General features: G+C 70.6%; 1 protein-coding gene (cut by both window edges). It reads right to left on the reverse strand.

Every position in this 18810-nt window falls within one protein-coding gene, locus tag ACXI0U_RS22995, for an Ig-like domain-containing protein, read on the reverse strand. The gene is 42906 nt long; 13314 of those nucleotides lie to the left of the window and 10782 to its right, leaving coding positions 10783-29592 in view, spanning codon 3595 (complete) through codon 9864 (complete); the first complete codon in reading order (the gene reads right to left) occupies nt 18808-18810. The start codon and the stop codon both lie outside this window.

Genomic DNA, 18810 nt, shown 5'->3' on the forward strand with positions numbered 1-18810 from the left:
GGCCTTGTCGAGGGCGCCCTCCTCGTCCGCCATCTGTGCGGTGACGGTGAAGGGATAGCCGCGCACGGCACGGTTGTTGTCCTTGAACACCGCGCTGCCCTGGTAGCCGAGGCTCACGGTGGGGGCTTTGGTGTCCTGGTGACGGTAGAAGCGCTTGGCCGCCGATTCGGCGCTGTTGCCGAACACGTCCACCGCGCGGGCCTTGAGGTACTGGCCGCTGAAGCTGCTGTCCAGGGCCAGGCTGGCCTGGTAGGGCTGGGCGCTGCGCAGGGCGACGCGCTGCCAGGGTCCGTTGCTGCCGGCGGCGACCAGGAATTCCACCTGGGCCAGGGGCTGCTGGCTACCGCTCACCTGGGCGCTGACGGTCAGCGGCAGGGGCAGCCAGGAATGTTCGTCGGCCACCAGGGCGATGCTGAAGGGGTTGGCCACGCCGTCGCCCGGCTCCAGGAACAGGTCGCGGGCAGTGCCCTGGCGGATCACGCCATAGGCGTCTTCCAGGCGCAGGCCCAGTTCCATGGACTGGCCACCCGGCAGGCTGGCGGGCAGGCGCAGCTGGGTCGCGCCAAGGCCCTGGCCGAGGGTGCCGGCCGGTTGGCCGTTGATGCTGAATTCGACGCCGCGCAGGCCGTCCTCGGCCAGGCCGAGGGCCAATGCCTGGGCCGCCTGCAGGTGGCTGCCGGCCAGGGGCTCGAGCAGCGAGGTGGTGCTGGCGCCCAGGCCATAGGGCAGCTCGTAGACCAGCACGCCCTGGCTGCCGAGGCCGACGGCCAGGCGGTTGTTTTCCACGGCCAGGGCACTGATGCGCTGGGCGAGCAGCAACTCGCCGTTGGCCATGGCCTGGCCGCTGGCAGGGTCCAGGGCCAGCAGGCGCACGCCCTGGGCCTGGGGTTGTTCGATCCACAGCAGGTTGCCACCCAGGTACAGCTGGCTGGCGCTGGCGCCGGCCAGCAGTTCGCTGCGCTGGCCGCTGCGCAGGTCGTAACGCCAGGCACGCTCGGCGGAGATGTAGAACAGCGCGTCGCCGGTGAAGGCCAGTTGACGGACTTCGCCACCCAGCTGGGCGCTCAGTTCGCTGACCGGCTGGCGGGCGTCGCTGCGCAGGTCCACCAGGAATACGCGGCCACTCTCGCTGAGGGCGACCACACGGCTGCCGTGGGCCGACAGCTGGCGCAGGCTTTCCTGGGCGTTGACCAGCAGGCTGCGGCGGCTGGCCGGGTTGGTCAGGTTGTCCAGGGGGGCGATCTGCAGGCTGCCGCCGCTGGCCACCAGCAGTTGGCCACGGGCGATGGCCAGGTCGTTCACCGGGGTCTGGGCGAAGACGGTCTGGGCCGCCAGGCTGGAGCGCGACAGCGCCACCACTTGCTGTTGCTGATCCTGGGCGAGGAACCACAGGTCACCGGCGCTGGCCACCTGGCTGGCGGCCTGGGTGAAGGCCTGGCTCGGGTAGAGGGTGGACTGCCAGCTGCCGGCGTCGTCCTGACGCAGCAGCTGGGCACCGAAGTTGTCGGCGGCGACCAGCACCTGGCCATCACGCAGGCCCAGGTCTTCCACGCTGCCACGGGTCGGGGTGGCCAGGCTGCGGCTGTCGTGCAGCAGGTGGAAGCCGGCGCTACCGGCCTGCGGACGCAGCACCAGGCCTTCGCTGCCGCCCAGCCAGAGGCGGCCGCCGGTCCATTGGGCCGCGGCCACGGGCGCATTGCCCAGGCTCCAGTCGGCGATGCGCTGGCGGGTGGCCAGGTCGATCAGTTGCAGGCGGCCGTCGGCCAGTGCGAGCAATTGGCCCGGCAGGGCGAACAGGCGCTTGGCGGCAGCACCTAGCTGTACGGAGGTGCCTTTCAGGGCGGCATCCAGGCGCCACAGGCGGCCGGCGGCGTCCGACACCTGCAGCTGGTCGCCGCTGCGAGCCATGGCCAGCAGGTTCTCGCCGCTGAAGCTGGCGATGACCTGGCCGCTGCTGGACAGGCGCAGGACCTGGCCGGCGGTGAGCACCAGGAAGCCGTCGTTGCGGGCCAGCAGCTGGCGGACCTCGGCGCCCAGGGTCTGGGTGCCGCTGGCCTTGAGCTGGCTGCCCAGGGCGTCGAACCAATAGAGGTCGCGACCGCTGGCGCCGAGGACGCGCTCGCCCTGCACCGCCAGGTGGTTGAGGGGCGCGGCCACGGCCAGGCTGCCGGCGCTGCGCAGACCGTCCTGCGGGTCCAGCAGGGTCAGGCCGAAGCCCTTGATGCTCAGCAGCAGGTAGCGCTGCAGGTTGTCCATGGCGGCGATGGGGCCGTCGAGGCGCTGGCGCAGGCCCTGGGCGTCATGCAGTTCGGCGCCGCGTGCCAGCCAGTAGCCGCCCACCTGGGGCAGCATCAGGTCGAAGGGCAGGCGCGCGCTTTCGCTTTGCAGGTTCCAGGCGTCCACCACCGGCGCGCTCCAGCGCTGCTCCTGGCGGTTGCCCAGTTCGTCGTCGATCAGGGCGCGCACCCGCAGTTCGCGGATGCCCGCCGGCAGGCGCAGGCCGAGGCTGCCGGCGCCGCTGGCCAGCAGGCGGTCGTTCTGGTCCAGGGCTTCCAGGCTCATGCGGAAGCGCGCGGCGTCCACGCCGTTGAGGCTCAGGTCCACGCGGCTGCCCGCATACAGCAGGCTCGGCAGGCCGGCGAGTTGCGGCTGGGGCAGTTGCTGGGCCGGCGCGACGCGCAGGTTCAGTTGCTGTTCGCTGTAGTGGAAGTCACCGGCGAAATAGGCGCGGGCGCGCAGTACATAGCTTTCCTGTACGGCCACCTGGGGCAGGCGCAGGCTGAAGCGGCCCTGCTGGCCGGCGTCGAGGATGCGCTGCACGGACTGGCCGTTGAAGCTCAGCAGTTCGAGCTCCACCCAGGCCGGGACGTCGCCCACCTGGTAGGCCAGGGACAGGCTGGAGCCTTCGGCGAACACCTGGTTGTTGCCGGCGCCGCTCAGGGTGATGGCGCTGGTGGATTGGTTGGCCTTGGTGAACAGGCCGATATCGCGGGCACCGGCGGCGTCCTGCCAGCCGTAGCGGGCTTCGCCGCTGGCCGGCAGGCCGATCCAGCTGAAGCGCTGGCGCAGGCCGTTGACGGCGGGTTGCGCCTGGCCTTCACGGGTCAGGCTGGCGCCCGCGCCTTCGCTGCCGGCAGCAAACGCGGCGGCCAGGGGCAGGCGGGCACCGGCGACGAGCACCGCGCCCTGGTCGGGCACGAGGTCGGCGGCGGCCACGGTGGCGGCGGGTACGGCCAGGTCCAGGCTCTGCTCACCGGCGTGGTCCTGCAGCACCAGGCGCAGGGTGGCCGGCGGGTTGGCCAGCAGCCAGGCGCGGCCTTGGGGGAAGGCCTCGCCGAGGTAGGTGTCCAGTTCGCCCTGGTACCAGAAGGCCTGGGCGGCCAGGGGCTTGTCGGCGCCATCACGCAGGCTCAGGTCGGCCTGGCCGAGGGCGGCTTCGGCCGCGGCAGGCAGGCCACCCACCAGCACGCCGAAGGGCAGGCGCACGGCCTTGGCGGCCAGGGTGACGGCCGGTGCGGCAGCCACTTTCAGCGGTTCGACCACCAGTTGCTGCACGCCGTCGCGCAGTTGCAGGGACACCAGGCGGCCAGCGGTGAAGGCCAGGTCCTGGCGTTCGCCCGCCAGGGCACCCAGGCGCTCGCCGTCACGCCAGGCCTGCCAGCTGTCGCCGTGCAGGTCGCTGCTGACCCGCAGCCAGGCCAGCTCGCCGTCGAAGCGGGCACGTTGCACCTGGCCGTCCACGGCCAGCACGGTGGCATCGCCCAGGCGCCAGCCATCGGCATCCAGCAGCGGCTTGAAGCGGGTGGCTTCAGTGGCGGTCCAAGTCACCAGGCGCTCGCCGTCGAGGGCGAAGCCCAGGCGGCCCGGCAGGGCCAGGCTGGCACGGCGCACCAGTTGCGGCAGGCGGCTGTCATCCAGCTGCAGCCATTCCAGGCCCTTGTCGGTCAGCACCAGCAGGCGCTGGCCATCCAGCTGCACCTGGCGGATTTCGTCGGCGAGGCTCAGGCCCACCAGCTCGGCCATGGCGCCGCCGTCGACGGCGTAGCCGCCCAGTTGCTGGCCATGGCGGACGAACAGCAGGTCGCCACTGCCACCCAGCAGGGTGCCGGCGATGGGTTGTTCCACGGCGGCCAGCCAGGCGTCGCCCTGCCAGCGCCAGAAGCGCAGGTAGTCCTGGCCCTCGCGGCGGACCTGGGCCACCAGGCCGGTGCCGGTGAAGGCCAGCTGGCGAATGCGGCCGCTGTCACGGCTTTCCACCTGGCCACCGAGGGTGCGGATGCGGTAGCCGTCGCGCTGGGCGTTTTCGGCCCAGGCAGCGCCGTCCGCCAGGCCCGGCAGGCGGGTCAGGTGGCTGGCCTGGTAGCCGGTCTCGATGGCTTCGCGACGGCTTTCGGCTTGCAGGTAGCCCAGCTTGGTCAGGCTGCGTTCCAGTGCCTTCTCGTGGCCGGAACGGTCACGCAGGGTGGCGGCCAGGCGCAGGCCTGCACCCTGGGTGAGGCTGCTCCAGACCTGGCGCTGGTCGCTGAAGGCCAGGCGCGCGGCGGCGCTGCCGGCATCGGCCGGGTCGAACAGGTCGAGGGTCGAGTCGCGGCTGAAGTCGTTCATGCCGGCCGGCGGCGGTGCGTCGATCCACAACTGGGTGCCCGCCAGCAGGGTGCTGGCCGGTTGCAGCAGCAGGCCCACGTCCTGGTCGATGCCGTTGTCGGCATGCAGGTTGAGGATGCGCTGGCTGCGCAGGGTCTGGCCCTGCCAGGTGGCTTCGAGGCGCAGCACCAGCACGCCATCGGCGGCGACCTGGGGCATGGGCACGGCCAGTTCCACCACCTCGTCGCCGTCGGCGGCGCGGGTCAGGGTACGGGCTGCCGGGTTGCCGGCATGTTGCGGGTTGCCGGCGATATCCAGGTTCAGGGTGGCCTGTTCCAGTTTGCGCATGCGCACCCGCACCGGGATGGTTTCGCCGGCCTGGACGTCGAGACCGTCGGCCGGAACCAGGAAGCTCAGCTCCGGCGCGCCGCTGCGGCTGTCGTAGGGCTGCAGGGTGACGCTGGCCGGCGCACTGGCCAGGCCGTTGAGGTCGATGGCACGAGCCACCACGCGGATCGGCTGGGTGGCGTCGGCAGCGATCGGCAGGCGCAGGCGGCTCGGGTCGGCCAGGCGCTGGCAGGCCTGGGCGTCGACGAAGGGATCGGCGCTGTGGCTGTCGACGCAGGCTTCGACACGGTCGATGCCGTAGCGGTCGTAGCTGCGCAGGATGATCTCGGTGATCTCGCCACGGGGCACGAACTCGCCGTCCAGCGGGGCGATGATGGACAGCTGCGGCGGGGTGCGATCCGGCTGCAGGTCGTAGCCCACCGGGAAGTAGCGGTAGCTTTCCTGGCCGGCCAGGCCGAAGCCCACGCGCAGTTCGGCAGTGATCGGGGTGGCCGTGGTCGGCGCGCCCGGCAGGTCACGCAGACGCGGATGCGGCAGGCTCAGGCTGGCCAGGCCGCTGGCGCGGTCGAAGCTGGCGGCCTGGTAGCGGCCGTCCAGCAGGCGCACTTCGGTGCTGCGTACCAGGTCCAGGTCGCCGCTGATGGCGAAGCGCAGCTCGGCCGGGGTGCTCTCTTCCACCGGCGTGGGCGCGGTGCTGAAGGAAGCCAGGGTCAGGTCCGGGGCGCTGATCTCGGCGTCGAAGCGGCGGTCGATGCTGTTGCGGCCGTCACTGGCGCGCAGCAGCAGGCTGAAGCCCTGGTACTCGCCGTTGAGGTCGAGGCTGAACTCGCCCTTCTGCACCGGTACCCAGTCGGTCTTCCAGGTCTGGCCGCCATCGGCGGACAGGCGATAGGCGAAGGCGATCTTGTCGGCGGCCAGCAGGTTGTCCTGGGCGCTGACCAGGAAGCCGTAGCGGCTGCCGGTTTTCAGGCGTACCGCCGGACTCAGCGCGCGGCCGTCCTGCAGCTTGATCTGCAGCGAGTCGTAGCGCGGGGCCAGGCGGTCTTCGGCCTGGAACACGCCGTTGTAGGCGCCGGCCTTGATCAGCGCGTTGTCGCGGGCGGTGTTGCCGGCGGCGTCGCGGATGCCGGTGAGGGCGACCTGGTAGAGGGCGTTGGCCTCCAGCTGGGCGTCGGCGCGCAGGCGCAACTCCAGGCGGTTGCCCTGGGTGATGAGCGGCTGGAAGCGCGCGCTGACGTCTTCGCTCGGCTGGGCGTGGGTGTCGTAGTCCTTGAACACCTTGGTGATGCTGACGCCCTGCACCTGCAGCGGTTCATCGGCTTCCAGCACCAGCGGCTGGGACGCGCCGAGGGCGGCGATCAGGCGCACGCTCGGGGCGCTGTCGTCCACGGCGGTGAGCCATTGGGCCGGGGCGCTGTCGACGCGCTCGCCACTGGATTCGCGGAGGACCGAAACCTGGTACTGCCAGCCCGGCTGGCTGGCCGGGGTGACGAAGTTCAGACCGTCGTCGGCCAGGGTGAAGGCCACGCGGTTGCTGGTCGTGGGCTGGATGCCCTGGCCGGCCGGGTACCAATGCAGGCTGAGGCCTTCGGACAGGCCCTGGGCGGCGATGTGCACCTGGGTGCCACCGGCGTCGCTGACCACCTGGCCGGCGGCATGGGCGGACTGCACCGCGTCGATGGCCAGCGGGGTGACCACGGCCAGGGCGGTGGGCAGGGTGGCGCGTTCGTCGCCGTAGCGGGCCTGCAGGCTGTAGAGGCCGGCCTGGTCCATCTGCAGGCGGAAGCTCAGCTGGTCGCCGGCGGCGTTGGCGCGCAGCTGGCTGCGGCCGAGTACGCGGTCACCGACCTGGAGTTCGTCGATCAGTTGCAGCTGGCGACCCTGCAGCACGTAGTCGCGCGGCACGCCGCTGATGCTGCGGTTGGGTTGCAGGCTGTCCAGGCGGACCTGAGCGGCGCCGAAGAAGTCCACGGCATCCACCAGCCACGGCAGGTCGATGTGCACCTCGGCGCCTTGCAGCCAGTCCAACGGCGCCTGGCTCAGTTGCAGGCGGTAGAGGCCGGCCGGCTGGAAGCTCGGCTGCTGCACCAGGGCGCGCAGTTCGCGGCCCAGCAGCTGGGATTCGCTGGCGATGCTGTCGCCGCTGGCCGAGGACAGCGCCAGGCGCGCCTCGCGCCAGGCGTATTCGGCACCGGCTAGACGCAGGCCCAGCGGCTCGTCGGCGGCGGCCAGGCTTTCCGGGGCCAGGCCCCAGGCGTTGTTCATCGGCACGCTGGCGTTGAAGTAGTTGCCGCCGTTGCTCCATTCCAGCAGGTCGCCGTGCAGCTCCAGCTGCCCCAGGGAGCCCACGGTATCGCTGGCGACGGTGATCGCGGCCACTTCACGGGCCACCAGGCGGCGCTGGTCGTCCAGGTCGAGGTCAAGGACCTGCAGGCGGCCGTTGTCCAGCCAGGCCAGCAGTTCGCCCTGGCTGGCGAGCTTGGTGATGCGTGCGGGGATTTCCAGCTCGCCCAGCACCGGCTCGCCACGGCCACGCAGCAGGGCGGCGCGTTGCAGCACCTGCAGCCCGGAGGTGCCTTGCAGGTAGAGACGCGAGCCGTCGAGCCACAGGGACTTGGCGCCGGCCAGGCCATGCACCTGGGTGGCCAGTAACTGGGCCGGGTCACGGACGTTGCGCACTTCCAGGCGGTCGCCGTAGAGCAGGTAGAGGGCGCGGCTATCCAGCGCCAGGTCCACCAGCGTGCCACTGCCGAGGGTCAGCTCCTTGAGCTCCGGACCCTGGACCTGGCCATGGAATACCCGGTTGCCGGCCTTGACCAGCAGCAGGTCACCGGCAATGCGCACCTTGTCGTACTGGACCTGGCGGCTGTTGGCCAGGGCCGGCAGCGCCTGGGGCGAATAGAGGTTGGCCAGGTCGTAGACCTGCAGGCGGGTCTTGTCGCCCAGCACGGCGGCGTAGCGGTCGCCCAGGGCCAGGTCCACCACGTTGGCGGCGACCTGCCACTTGGCCAGCAGTTGCGGGGTGCTGCCATCGCGCAGGCTGTAGAGCTGCACGTCGCGGCTGCTGCCGGTGAGCAGCAGGTCGCCCTGGCGGCGGAACTGCTGGACGCTTTGCAGCTGGCGGCGGGCCGGCAGTTCGATGCGCAGGCTGGCGTCGCTGGAAAGGTCGCCAGCGAAGCCCTGGTTGCTCACTTCCACCAGCAGTTGGCCGAGGCTGTTCTCCGGCACGGCGAAGCTGATGAGGTCGGCGCGCTCGAGGCGGGTGCTGGCGATCTGGCGACCGTTGACCCGGACCACGGTGGACTCGCCGAAACCACGGCCTTGCAGGCCGACGATCTCGCCGGCGTTGTAGATGAAGCGCTTGGCCTGGACGTTGAGGGTGCCGGTCAGGCGGTCGTAGAGGCCGGTCTGGTCGATGCGCGGGTCGGCGACATAGGTCAGCGCGGCGCCCAGGAAGACTTCCTGGCCGCCCTGTTTCAGGCGCAGGCCCACCGGCAGGTTGCGGTCCGGCGAGGCCACCAGGCCCGGGACGCGGAAGCGCAGCTGGTTGTCGTCGCGGTAGAGCACGTCCGCCGCCGGCACGCGCTGGCCACCCACTTCGATGTCCAGGGCTTCGGCGAAGTTGCGACCGCGCAGGGTGACTTCGGCACCGCCACGCCAGCTGGCCTGGCGCGGCGAGACGCTGTCGAGCGCCGGCTGTTGCTGGTCGTCGGCGATGAAGCCGAAGCGGTAGTCGTGGCCCAGGGTGCGGCCTTGCTGGTCACGCAGGGCGGCGCCCAGCTGGACCTGGTATTGCTTGCCGGCCTGCAGCGCCGCCGGGCGGATCACCAGGCGGCCGACGCCGACCTGGGCCACCTGGGCCGGAACCGGGGTGCCGCTGAGCAGCAGCTGCACCAGCTGGGTGCCCTGGTCGCGCAGCTGGGCGTTGTCCAGCAGGCGGTTGAATTGCACTTCGATGGCGCCGTCGCGCGGCAGGCGGCCGGAGGGCAGCGGCTGCTGGGAGAGGATCGCGAGGTTCTGGTAGGCCAGGGTGTTGAGGCTGCCGCCCAGGTAGTTGGCGGAATCCAGGCTGGGCAGCGGGTTCTCGGCGGGCACGCCGTCCAGGTAGACGAAGGCGCTGCCGGCATACAGGGCCTGGCTGCCCAGGGACAGGCTGTTGACGTTGCCGAGCACGCTGAAGTAGTCGCGCAGGCCGATGCTGGCGCGGGCGTCGCCGTTGAGCCACGGCGAGATATCGAACAGCTGCACGTCGCCCTGGCCGCCGGCCACGTAGAGGGTCTGCCCGGCCAGTTGCAGTTGGCCGGCGAACAGGTCGCCACGGCTGACCAGGTAGGTGAGCTTGAGGTCGGCCACCGGGGTGGCGTCGTCGCTGCGGTCCAGGTTGAACAGCTGCACGGTGGCGTTCTTGCCACTGGAGACCAGCAGGCGCTCGGGCGCCACCAGCAGGTCTTCGGGGACGAAGGGGTTGCCGGCCTGGTCGCGGGTGGCGACGCGGCGCACCACGCGGAATTCGCCGCTGGCCAGTTCCACTTCCACCAGCTGGCGCTGCTGCGGCAGGGTGGCCCAGAGGCTGGAGCCGGCCAGGCGCAGGCGACCGGGCACGCCGCCCAGTTGCTGCACGCTGATCAGGCCGAGGTCGGTGAGCTTGAGGTCCTGGCCGATGCGGTACTGGCGCACGCCGTCCTTGTAGCCGACGTAGAGCAGGTCGGCGCGGCTGGCCAGGGCATTGATCTCGCCGGCCATTTCCAGTTCGGCGAGCTTCTCCGGCGCGGCCGGCAGGGTCAGGTCGAATTGCAGCAGCTTGCGGCCGCCGGCGGCGAACAGCTGGCGATCGTTGATGGTCAGGTCGACGAAGCCACGGGGCGACAGGCCGTTGGCGGCTTCGTAGTGGTAGGACTTGGTCTGGCCGGCGAATTCACGGGGGACGATCACCGGGTGCACCGGGTCGCTGATGTCGGCCACCAGCAGGCGCGCGGCGTTGCTGGTCAGGGTGGCGACGCGGCCCTGGCTGTCGAGCTTGTCGAAACTGCCGCCGGTGACGGCGTAGAGCAGCTGGCTCTCGGCGCCGTCGAGGCGGGCGATGGCGGAAACCGGGCTGGCCATTTCGGCCGGCAGGTTGACCGAGCCGGTGGGGATGCCGGTGTAGAAGTAGTCCACCGGCGAGTCGCTCTGCTCACCCGGGAACAGCTGGCTGATGGCGCTGACCTTGGCCTTGCCGAAGCTGCCGGCGGGGGCGCGGACTTCGGCGCGGTTGCTGCTGAGGATCTTCAGGTCGCCGGCCAGGGCGCCGGCGAAGCGCACCTGCATGTAGTGGTTGAAGCCACGGCCGTGCAGGGTGACCAGGTTGCCGCCCTGGGGCGGGCCGGTCTGCGGCTGCAGGTCGTCGATCTCGATCTGCGGCAGCACGGTCATGGCGCCCTGGCGCAGGTAGGACAGGCGCTGGTCGATGCGCTCGACCTTGACCGCCAGGCTGGCGCTGATGCCGGCCAGTTGCAGATCCGGTACGTCGACGCGCAGTTGGGTGTCGGTGACTTCCAGCACTTGCTGGGGCTGCAGGCGGGTTTCGCCCAGCCACACGGCGAGCTGGTCGGCGGCGATGCCGAAACCGCTGCCCTTGATCACGGCGACTTCGCCACCGGCGGCGTGGAAGTAATGCAGGCCGGCGACACCGGCGACTTCACGCTGGACCTGGGTGATCTGCGGACGGATGCCGGTGAGGCGCTCCAGTTGCAGCACGAAGGCCTGACGCAGGGCGTGGCCGGCCAGGTCGGTGAGCGCGGTGCTCACTTCGATGCGCAGCGCGCCCTGGTAGTCGCCCTTGAAGGCGATCTGCACCTGGCCGCCACGCAGGGTGTTGGTGCCGGTCATCTCGAAGGCACCGGCCGGCAGCGGCTGGCCGCCCTCGCCCAGCACGCGGATGACCTGGCCCAGGTGCGCCGGGTCGGTGTTGATCAGGTTGTTGAAGGCGATCAGTACCGATTCGCCGCTGCCCAGCACGGCGCCGTTGCCTGGGGTGGCGGAGGCGACGGCGAGGTAGGGCGAGGTGTTGATCTGCACGCCCTTGCCGTTGCCCTGCATGACCTGCCCGCCGACGCCGAGCAGTTCGCCACCGGTCTTCTGGTTCTGCCAGTAGATGGTTTCGTACTGGCCCTGGGCGTTGGCTTCCAGCAGCAGGTAGGTGTCGCCGGTGCCGACGCTGATCAGGCCCTGCTGGACCTGCAGGGTCGGACGGCTGAGGGTGGCGCTGATGGAGTCGCCGGTGACGGTGCCGCGCTCGATGGCCTGGACGCGGTAGTCGAGCTTGTCGCCGAAGTCCTTGAAGGTGGCGAGGTGCAGCTGCTTGTCGCGCAGGAACAGCACGTACAGCTGGCCGTTGAGCCATTGCAGGTCCACCGGTGCACCCAGCAGGTCGGCGCGCAGGCTGCCGTCGAAGGGAATGCTCGGCAGCGGCGCCTGGGCGCCCAGTTCGTTGCGGCCCAGGGGCAGGAAGCGCACATAGCCGGTGCCCAGGTCGTTGGCGGCGGCTACGGCCAGGGCGCCGCGCTCGCTGTCCACGGCCAGGTCGAGGGCGCGGTGGTTGGGCAGGGTCAGGCTGGAGACCAGCAGCGGGCGGCCGAGGTCGTTGATGTCCACCACGCGCACGCCGTCGCGGTCGTTGGCCAGGTACACCAGGCTGCCCAGGGTCTCCAGGCCCAGCACCGGCTGGTCGAGGCGCAACTGGGACAGGCGGATCGGCCGTTCCCACAGCCCGATGTCGTAGATCTCCAGGCCGGCCGGCATCAGGAAGCGGTTGGAGCTGGTGGGCGCGGAGCCCGCCTTGACGCCGACGAACAGGGTGTCGCCCACCACCTGGGCAGCACCGATCTGCATCGGCGGGTAGTTCGGCAGCACGATGCCCAGGCCCTGCGGCAGGGTGTAGGACAGCGAGCCCACCTTGATTTCGCGGGTGCTGGCGCCGCTGGGGATGCGCAGGAAGACGTCGTAGATATCCGGGTCGATGACGCCCGGGAGGATGAATGTGAAGGCGCGCTGGGTCTCGACGTTGTCCTGCAGGTCGATGGCGGCGCGGCCGGGCTCTTCGACGATGGGGCTGCGGCCGGTGTAGATCTCGGTGGCGCCGTGGCGGGCACGCAGGACCACGCGGGTGCCCGGCAGCAGCACGTCGGCGGAGGCGTCGATGCTGACCAGGGTGCCGCCGGTCTTGCTCGCGGAGTCCGGGCTGACGCGGTATTTGACCTGGTTCAGCGCATGCTCGGCACCGATCACCAGGGCACCCAGGTAGTCCTCGCGCAGGCCGCCGTCGTCCAGGCGCAGGTGCCACTGGCCCGGGCCGAGGGGCAGCATGTCGAGGGCGTTCGGGGCGATTTCCAGGCGCTCGGCGCTGACCCATTGCAGGGCCACCGGGTATTGGTTGACGTAGCCTTTGACGGTGCTGGAGAAGCCGCTGCCGTTGATCACCACGCGGTCCTGGGCGCCACGGTGGAAGCGGGCGTTCTCCAGGTTGCGGATGCGCGGCTGGGTGGCACCGGCGGCGGCGACCTTGAAGTCCACCTGGTAGGGCGCCCACAGGCCGCTGCCACGCAGGTTGCGGGCGTCGCTCAGTTGCAGGCGCAGGGTGGCGCCGGCAGTGGGGGTGAAGCGCAGGGTGACGCGGGTCGCGGAGCGGCCATCGCCGCCCACGGCCTCGATGCTCGGGGCTGCCAGCACCTGCTCGCCGTTACTGATGTCCAGCAGGCGCAGGGCGCCCGGGGCACGCAGGGATTCCAGGGTCACCGGTTCGTTGAAGCTGAGGCTCAGGGCCTGTTCGCTGGCCGGGATCACGCCACCCTGGGCGACGCTGGCATCGAGCACCAGGGCGCCGGGCAGTTCCAGCACGGTCAGGCCCTGCTTGCCGGAGCCGGCCACCAGGCGGTTGTTGAAGAGGTCCAGGGCTTCGATGCGCTCCTGGTTACCGGCGGAGACCACACGGGGCTGCAGGGGCTGGGCCAGGTCCAGCACCACCACGCCGCTTTCCGCCGAGACGAACAGCAGGTTGCCGGCCATGCGCAGCGAGACGCCACGGCCGGCGACGGCTTGCAGTTGCTTGTCGAGGCTGAACAGGACGCGCTCTTCCGGCTCGTCGCGGTTGATGATTTCGATGCCGCGGCCGCCGACGGCGACCACCAGGTAGCGCCCGTAGACCAGCACGTCCTGCGGGTTGGCGGTGAAGCTGTAGGTGCGGGTCTGGCTCGGGTCGAACAGGTTGAGGCTGCGGATCTCGCCCTTGTCCATGTCGACGGCCTTGGCCAGGGATTCATCCCAGCCCGGGCAGTTGACCCATTTGGCGCCCTGCACCAGGCCGCCGCTGAGCAGCCAGCCGTTGTCGAGCTTGAGCAGGCCGGCGCCTTTCAGGCCGTCCGGCGCGGCGACCCGTACCGGGTCTTCGCCATCCTGATAGTTCAGTGCCGCCAGACCGAGGCCGCTGGAGCCGCCGATCTTGAAGGCGCAGGTGTCGCTGTTCGGCGGGTCGACATCCACCGAGGCGGTGGCGGCGAACAGGCCGTCACCCTGCTTGACCAGGCGGCTGACGAGGCCGTCGAGTTTCTCTTCCTGGATCACCTGCAGGCCGTTCTGCTCGTCCAGGTTGAGGCGTGCCACGCCGCCGTTGCCGCTGGCCACGTAGAGGCGTTTGCGCCAGGTGTTTTCTTCCCATTCACGGGTCGGGGCGATCTGCAGGGAATCGAGGCCGATGGTGAAGTCCTGGGCGGCCTGGCGATTGAGGACCTGCTGCTCTTCCTCGGTGGGCTCCATTTCGCCACTGGCGAGGAAGCCGTCCGACAGGCGCTTGTTGATGGCCATGGCCTGGCTCTTGAGGGACAGGCGCTGGGTGTCGCTGGGCAGGGCCGGCGAGCCGCCCACGAGCAGGGGCTTGGAGGCGTCCTGCACGGAGAAGGTGGCGGCGCGGTAGGTCTCCGGCAGCCAACCGCCGGAAACGAGTTTCTGCGCGCCGTAGCCCTCGACCATGAGGCCGCCGTTGCTGATGGCGACGCCGGTGTCGCGGTCGATCCACAGGTCGCTCGGGAAGATCAGCGAGGGGTGCAGTTCCGCCAGCTTGCGCAGGCCGTAGCCGAAGCTGCGTTCGCCGTTGAGGCGCGCCTGGTTGCCGTAGCGGTCTTCGCCCAGCACTTCCACCTTGCCCGGGGCGCCACGGGGCGTGGTGACGCGCATGCGGCTGGTGGACAGCACCTGGACGCGGCCCACCGGCAGGCCGCCGAAGCGCACCTTGAGGCCGTCCATGACGCTGTTGCCCGGCTCGAAGCCATCACCGCTGATGGTGACGGTGGTGTCGCCGGTGATCGGGCCCCAGAGTGGCGCCAGGGCGTCGAAGCGGATCGGCGCATCCACCAGCAGCGCGCCTTCCAGCACGGCCTGCTGCCAGAGCCCGTCGCGCAGCACGGACAGGGTCAGGTTGTACTGGCCGGGACGCGGCATGGCCGGGACGCTGACCTTGAGCACGGCCGGGGCGGTGTCGCTGTCGCGGGTGACGCCTTCGATCTGCAGGGCGCGGTCACCGGCGAAGAGGCGCACCTGGGCCAGGTTGGCCGGGATGCCGCGGGCGCTGACGGTGATCAGGCTGGTGGTGTTCTGGGCGATACGGCGCGGCACCACGGCTTCCAGGCTCAGGGTGTCGTCGCGGGCGCCGCGGTAGGTGAGGCCGACGCGCTGGTCCTGGGCCAGGCGCTGGAGCACCACGATGTCGGTGGCGGACAACGGCTTGACCGAGGCGATGCCGGCCTTGGCCAGCAGGGTGAGGCGGTCGCCGGCCTTGAGGGTGTCGGCGACGCTGGCGGCCAGGGTCAGGCGGGCGTCGTTGTTGAGGATCTGCACGGTGGCCGGCAGGGTCTCGCCCTGGGGCCCGAGCAGGCTGAACAGGGCGGCGTTCGACGGGTAGAGGTCGATGGCCTTGTTGAAGCGGGCGATGACCTGCAGGCTGCCGTCGACCTGGCGGTCGAGGATGCCGTTGCGCGGGTCGACGGTGTGCAGCTTGAGCACCACGTCCGGCACCACCTGCAGCACGCTGCCCTTGGCGTCGACACCACCGGCGTGGGCGGCGTATTCGCTGGCCACCACGCTTTCCACGCTGCCGCCCTCGGGGGCTTGCATGCTGCGGCTGGGCTGCGGGCGCAGCGGGTCGGTGACGTCGATGCTGAGCACGCCCTTGTCGCCACGGGCCACATAGAGGGTGTTGCCGTTGTAGTCCAGGTCGTAGACGTAGCCGATGTCGTTGACGCGGGCGACCACCTGGGGACGGTTCGGGTCCTGCAGGTCGACCACGGCGACGCCGCTGGCGCCGGCGGCCACGTAGGCATAGCGGCCCTGCAGCACCACGCGGGTGCCCGGCAGGTCGAGGTGGCCGAGGCGCTGCAGGCCCTGGCCGCTGCTCTGGCCGTAGACCTGGAAGCCGCCGCTGCCGTTTTCTTCCTTGCTCAGCAGGCGGTTGCTGGGGAAGTCGAAGGCGCCGCCCACGGTGACCAGCAGGCCGCTCTCGCCGGCGGCGGCGTCACGGGTGGCGACGTCGAGCATCGGCAGGCGCGGGTCGCTGGCCAGGCTTTCCACCAGGTAGGTCTTGTTCGGCAGGAAGGCGTCGACCACGCCCAGGCCTTCCTCGCCCATGGCCAGCAGCACGCGGGCGTTGCGCACCCGCAGGCCGCGCACTGCGCTGGAGGGCAGCTCCAGGGAGCCGATCAGGGTGGTGCGCGAGGGGTCGAGGCTGTCGAAGGCCACGGTGAACAGTTGCGCGGCGTCGGGCTTGCCGCCGGCCAGGTGCACGGCGGTGACGTAGACGCGGTCGGAGCCGCGCTCGAAGTAGGGTTCGACGCCCACGGCGATGTAGCCGGACGGCAGGCTGATGGAGGAGATGACGCGGTCGTCGCGGCCATCGCGGTTGCGGTCGATCAGGCGCAGCAGGTCGTCCGGGTTCAGCGGCTTCTGCGGGTCGGCGGTGTAGTTGCCGGCGTTGAGGTCGTAGACCAGCACGCCGTTGCTGCCCTGGGCGGAGAACAGGTAGCTGCCGCTGGGGTCCAGCGCCAGGTCGTAGACGCGGCCCTTGTCGCGGATCTGCGACTGCGGCGGCTGCTGGAAGGTGAAGGACTGCGCCAGGGTGCCCTGCTGACCGTTGGCCAGGCGCACGCGCACATCCACCGTGCCGATGGGGCCGGGCGGGGTGATGACTTCCAGGGTTTCGCCGTCGAGCACCTTGAACTGCTCGGCGAGGATGTCGCCGAAGCTGACGGTCATGGCGCCCAGTTCGCTGCGGAAGCCCTGGCCCTTGATCAGCACGCGGGTGCCGCCGTTGAGGGAGCCCTGGGCCGGGGACAGCGAGCGCAGCAGCAGCGGCTCGACGAATTGCACGGCGCCGACGCGGGTGGCCTTGCTGCCGTTGCCGGCGACCACTTGCAGGCTGGCCGGGCCGGGCAGGCTGGCCGGCGCCTGGACGCGGTAACGGGCGCTGCCGTCGGGCAGGGATTCGGCGAGGGTGCCGGTGGCGGTCTGGCCGGAGACGGTGAACTGCGGCTGGCCGGTGACGCCGGACAGGTGCACGGTGATCTCGCCACCGCCGACGTCGAGCATCGACGGCCGGCTGTCGAGGATGGCCACCTGGGCACCGCCGGCCAGGCCGCTGCGGAAGTGGATGGCGTGTTCCATCAGGCCACGGCTGCGGCGGCTGGCCAAATCGCCCTTGAGGATCAGCTGGTGGCTGGCATTGGCCAGCAGCGCCTGCTCGGGGACCAGGGTGAGGGTGCGCGGGTCGGCGCTGCGCTGCAGGGCGAAGGGCAGGCGGGTGGCCGGCTGGTCGCCCTGGGCGTCGCGCTGCAGCACCAGGAACTGGCGCAGCTGCTCGTCGCTCATGGCGGCGAGGGAGCGGGTGAAGCGCAGCTCCAGGGGGCTGTCCAGGGGCACGCCGTCGGCCTGGTCGCGGGGCGTGGAGCCCACCAGTTCCAGGGTCAGCAGGTCCACCAGGCCGAGGTGGGAGACTCTGCCAGCCGTGGCGTCGGCGCGCAGTGCGAAGCCGGCGATGCCCTGGTCGGTGATGACCAGCGGCTGGGTGCGCCAGGGCTTCTTCAGCAGGCCGTCGTATTCGTACTGATAATCGGCGGGGCGTACGCAATAAGGCAGGCTGAGGGCGTCCAGCAGGCCGATTTCCGCGGTGCGGCTGAAGTCGTAGAAGCCCAGGTAGGCCTGCAGGCCCTTCTCGCAGGAGGCGAGGTCGTCGCTGCCGGTGTAGGTCAGGTTGAGGCCGGCGGTGGCCTGGGCGGCGATGCCACGGCTTTCGCCCGGCACGCTGAAGCCGCTGGAGAGGTAGCGACCCTGCTCGCGGATGAAGGCCGGGCGGCTGGCGTCGTAGAGGTTGAGGCCGTTGCCGGTGACGAAGCGGCTGCCGTCGGCGGTGAGGCCGATGTAGCCGCCCACGCGGGATTCGCCCAGCTGCGGCAGGGACGGACGCGACAGGTCGAAGACCACGCGGCTGGTGCCGTTGACCACGTGCAGGCTGTCGCCGATGACGGCGATGTCCTGGACATTGCTCAGGGTCTGGGCGCGACCGTCGATGCTGGCCTGGGTGATGCGGCGGACCACGGTGGGACGCAGCGGGTCGGCGACGCTGACCACGGCGATGCCTTCGCCGGTGGTGGCGATCAGCAGCAGCCCCTGGTGGGCGACGACCTTCTCCGGCACGGCCTGGGTGAAGGGCAGCGGCAGGCTGTAGCGGATGCCGCGGTCCTTGCCCGGGGGCTGTTCGGTGAGGTCGTCGGGGTCGCGGATTTCGCGGTCGTAGACCAGCAGCACGCTGCGGCTTTCGTATTCGGTGTCGATGTAGGGGAAGTCGTAGCCGCGACCCACCACATACAGCTGCTTGTCGGCCAGGGCCATGGCGCTGGGCTTCATGTCCTGGGGCAGGTTGTAGTAGCCCAGGCCATGGCGCGGCGAGGCTTCGCCGACCTTGGCCGGGTCGTATTTCACCAGGCTGATCCAGCCCGGGGCGTAGTAGTGCTCGAGCTGCTCGCGGCTGAACACCTGGCTGGGTCCAGGCGAGCCCTTGCCCAGTTCGCCACGGCCGAGCACGTAGAACAGGTGCAGCTGGCTGTCGACGGCGAGGTCGACGATCTGACCCGGCGGCAGCTTGAGCGGGTCCGGCACGTAGTCGGTGATGCCGCCCTTCTCCAGGGTTTCCAGGCGCTTGTCGATGTCCTCGGCGGTCATCGGCTTCTCGCTTTCGAGGCTGCGGTTCAGCTCCAGGCGACCGTAGAACAGGGCGTTGCGCTGGACATAGTGGCGGCCCAGGTCGTCGTCCAGCTCGAGGTCGACGAAGCCGCGGTAGCCATTGCCGTTTTCGTCGCGGAAGTCCGGCACCAGCAGGCTCATGCGTTCCGCGCTGTAGAGGCGCAGGTCGTCGGAGCCGACCTTGATGACCTTCTTCTCGGGGTTCGGCTCGCCGCTCTTGTACGCGGTGAGCCGGAGGCCGCTGTGGAAGCCCTTGCCAACCAGGTCGACGCGGTCGTTCTTGCCGCTCTGGGCCACGCGCACCACGGCCGGGGCCAGGTGCGAGATGGACAGTTCGTCGACGAACACGAAGCCGCCGAGCACGGTGTCGGAGAGGCCGGCTTCGGTGTACAGGCTGACCGCCGCCGGGCCCGGGTAGTTGGGCACGGTGCGGGCGTAGAGGCTGATCACGCCGCTGGCGGCATCCACCACGCGGCGCTCGATCACCAGCGGTTCGCCACCCACCAGCAGGCGCGGCTGGTCGCCGAAGTTGAGGCCACGGACGATGAGTTCGGTACCGCCGCGCACGTCGCCGACGTTGACGCAGGCACTGCGCTCGGCGCTTTCGCGGGTGCAGAT

Source organism: Pseudomonas sp. C9D1, from assembly GCF_056491235.1.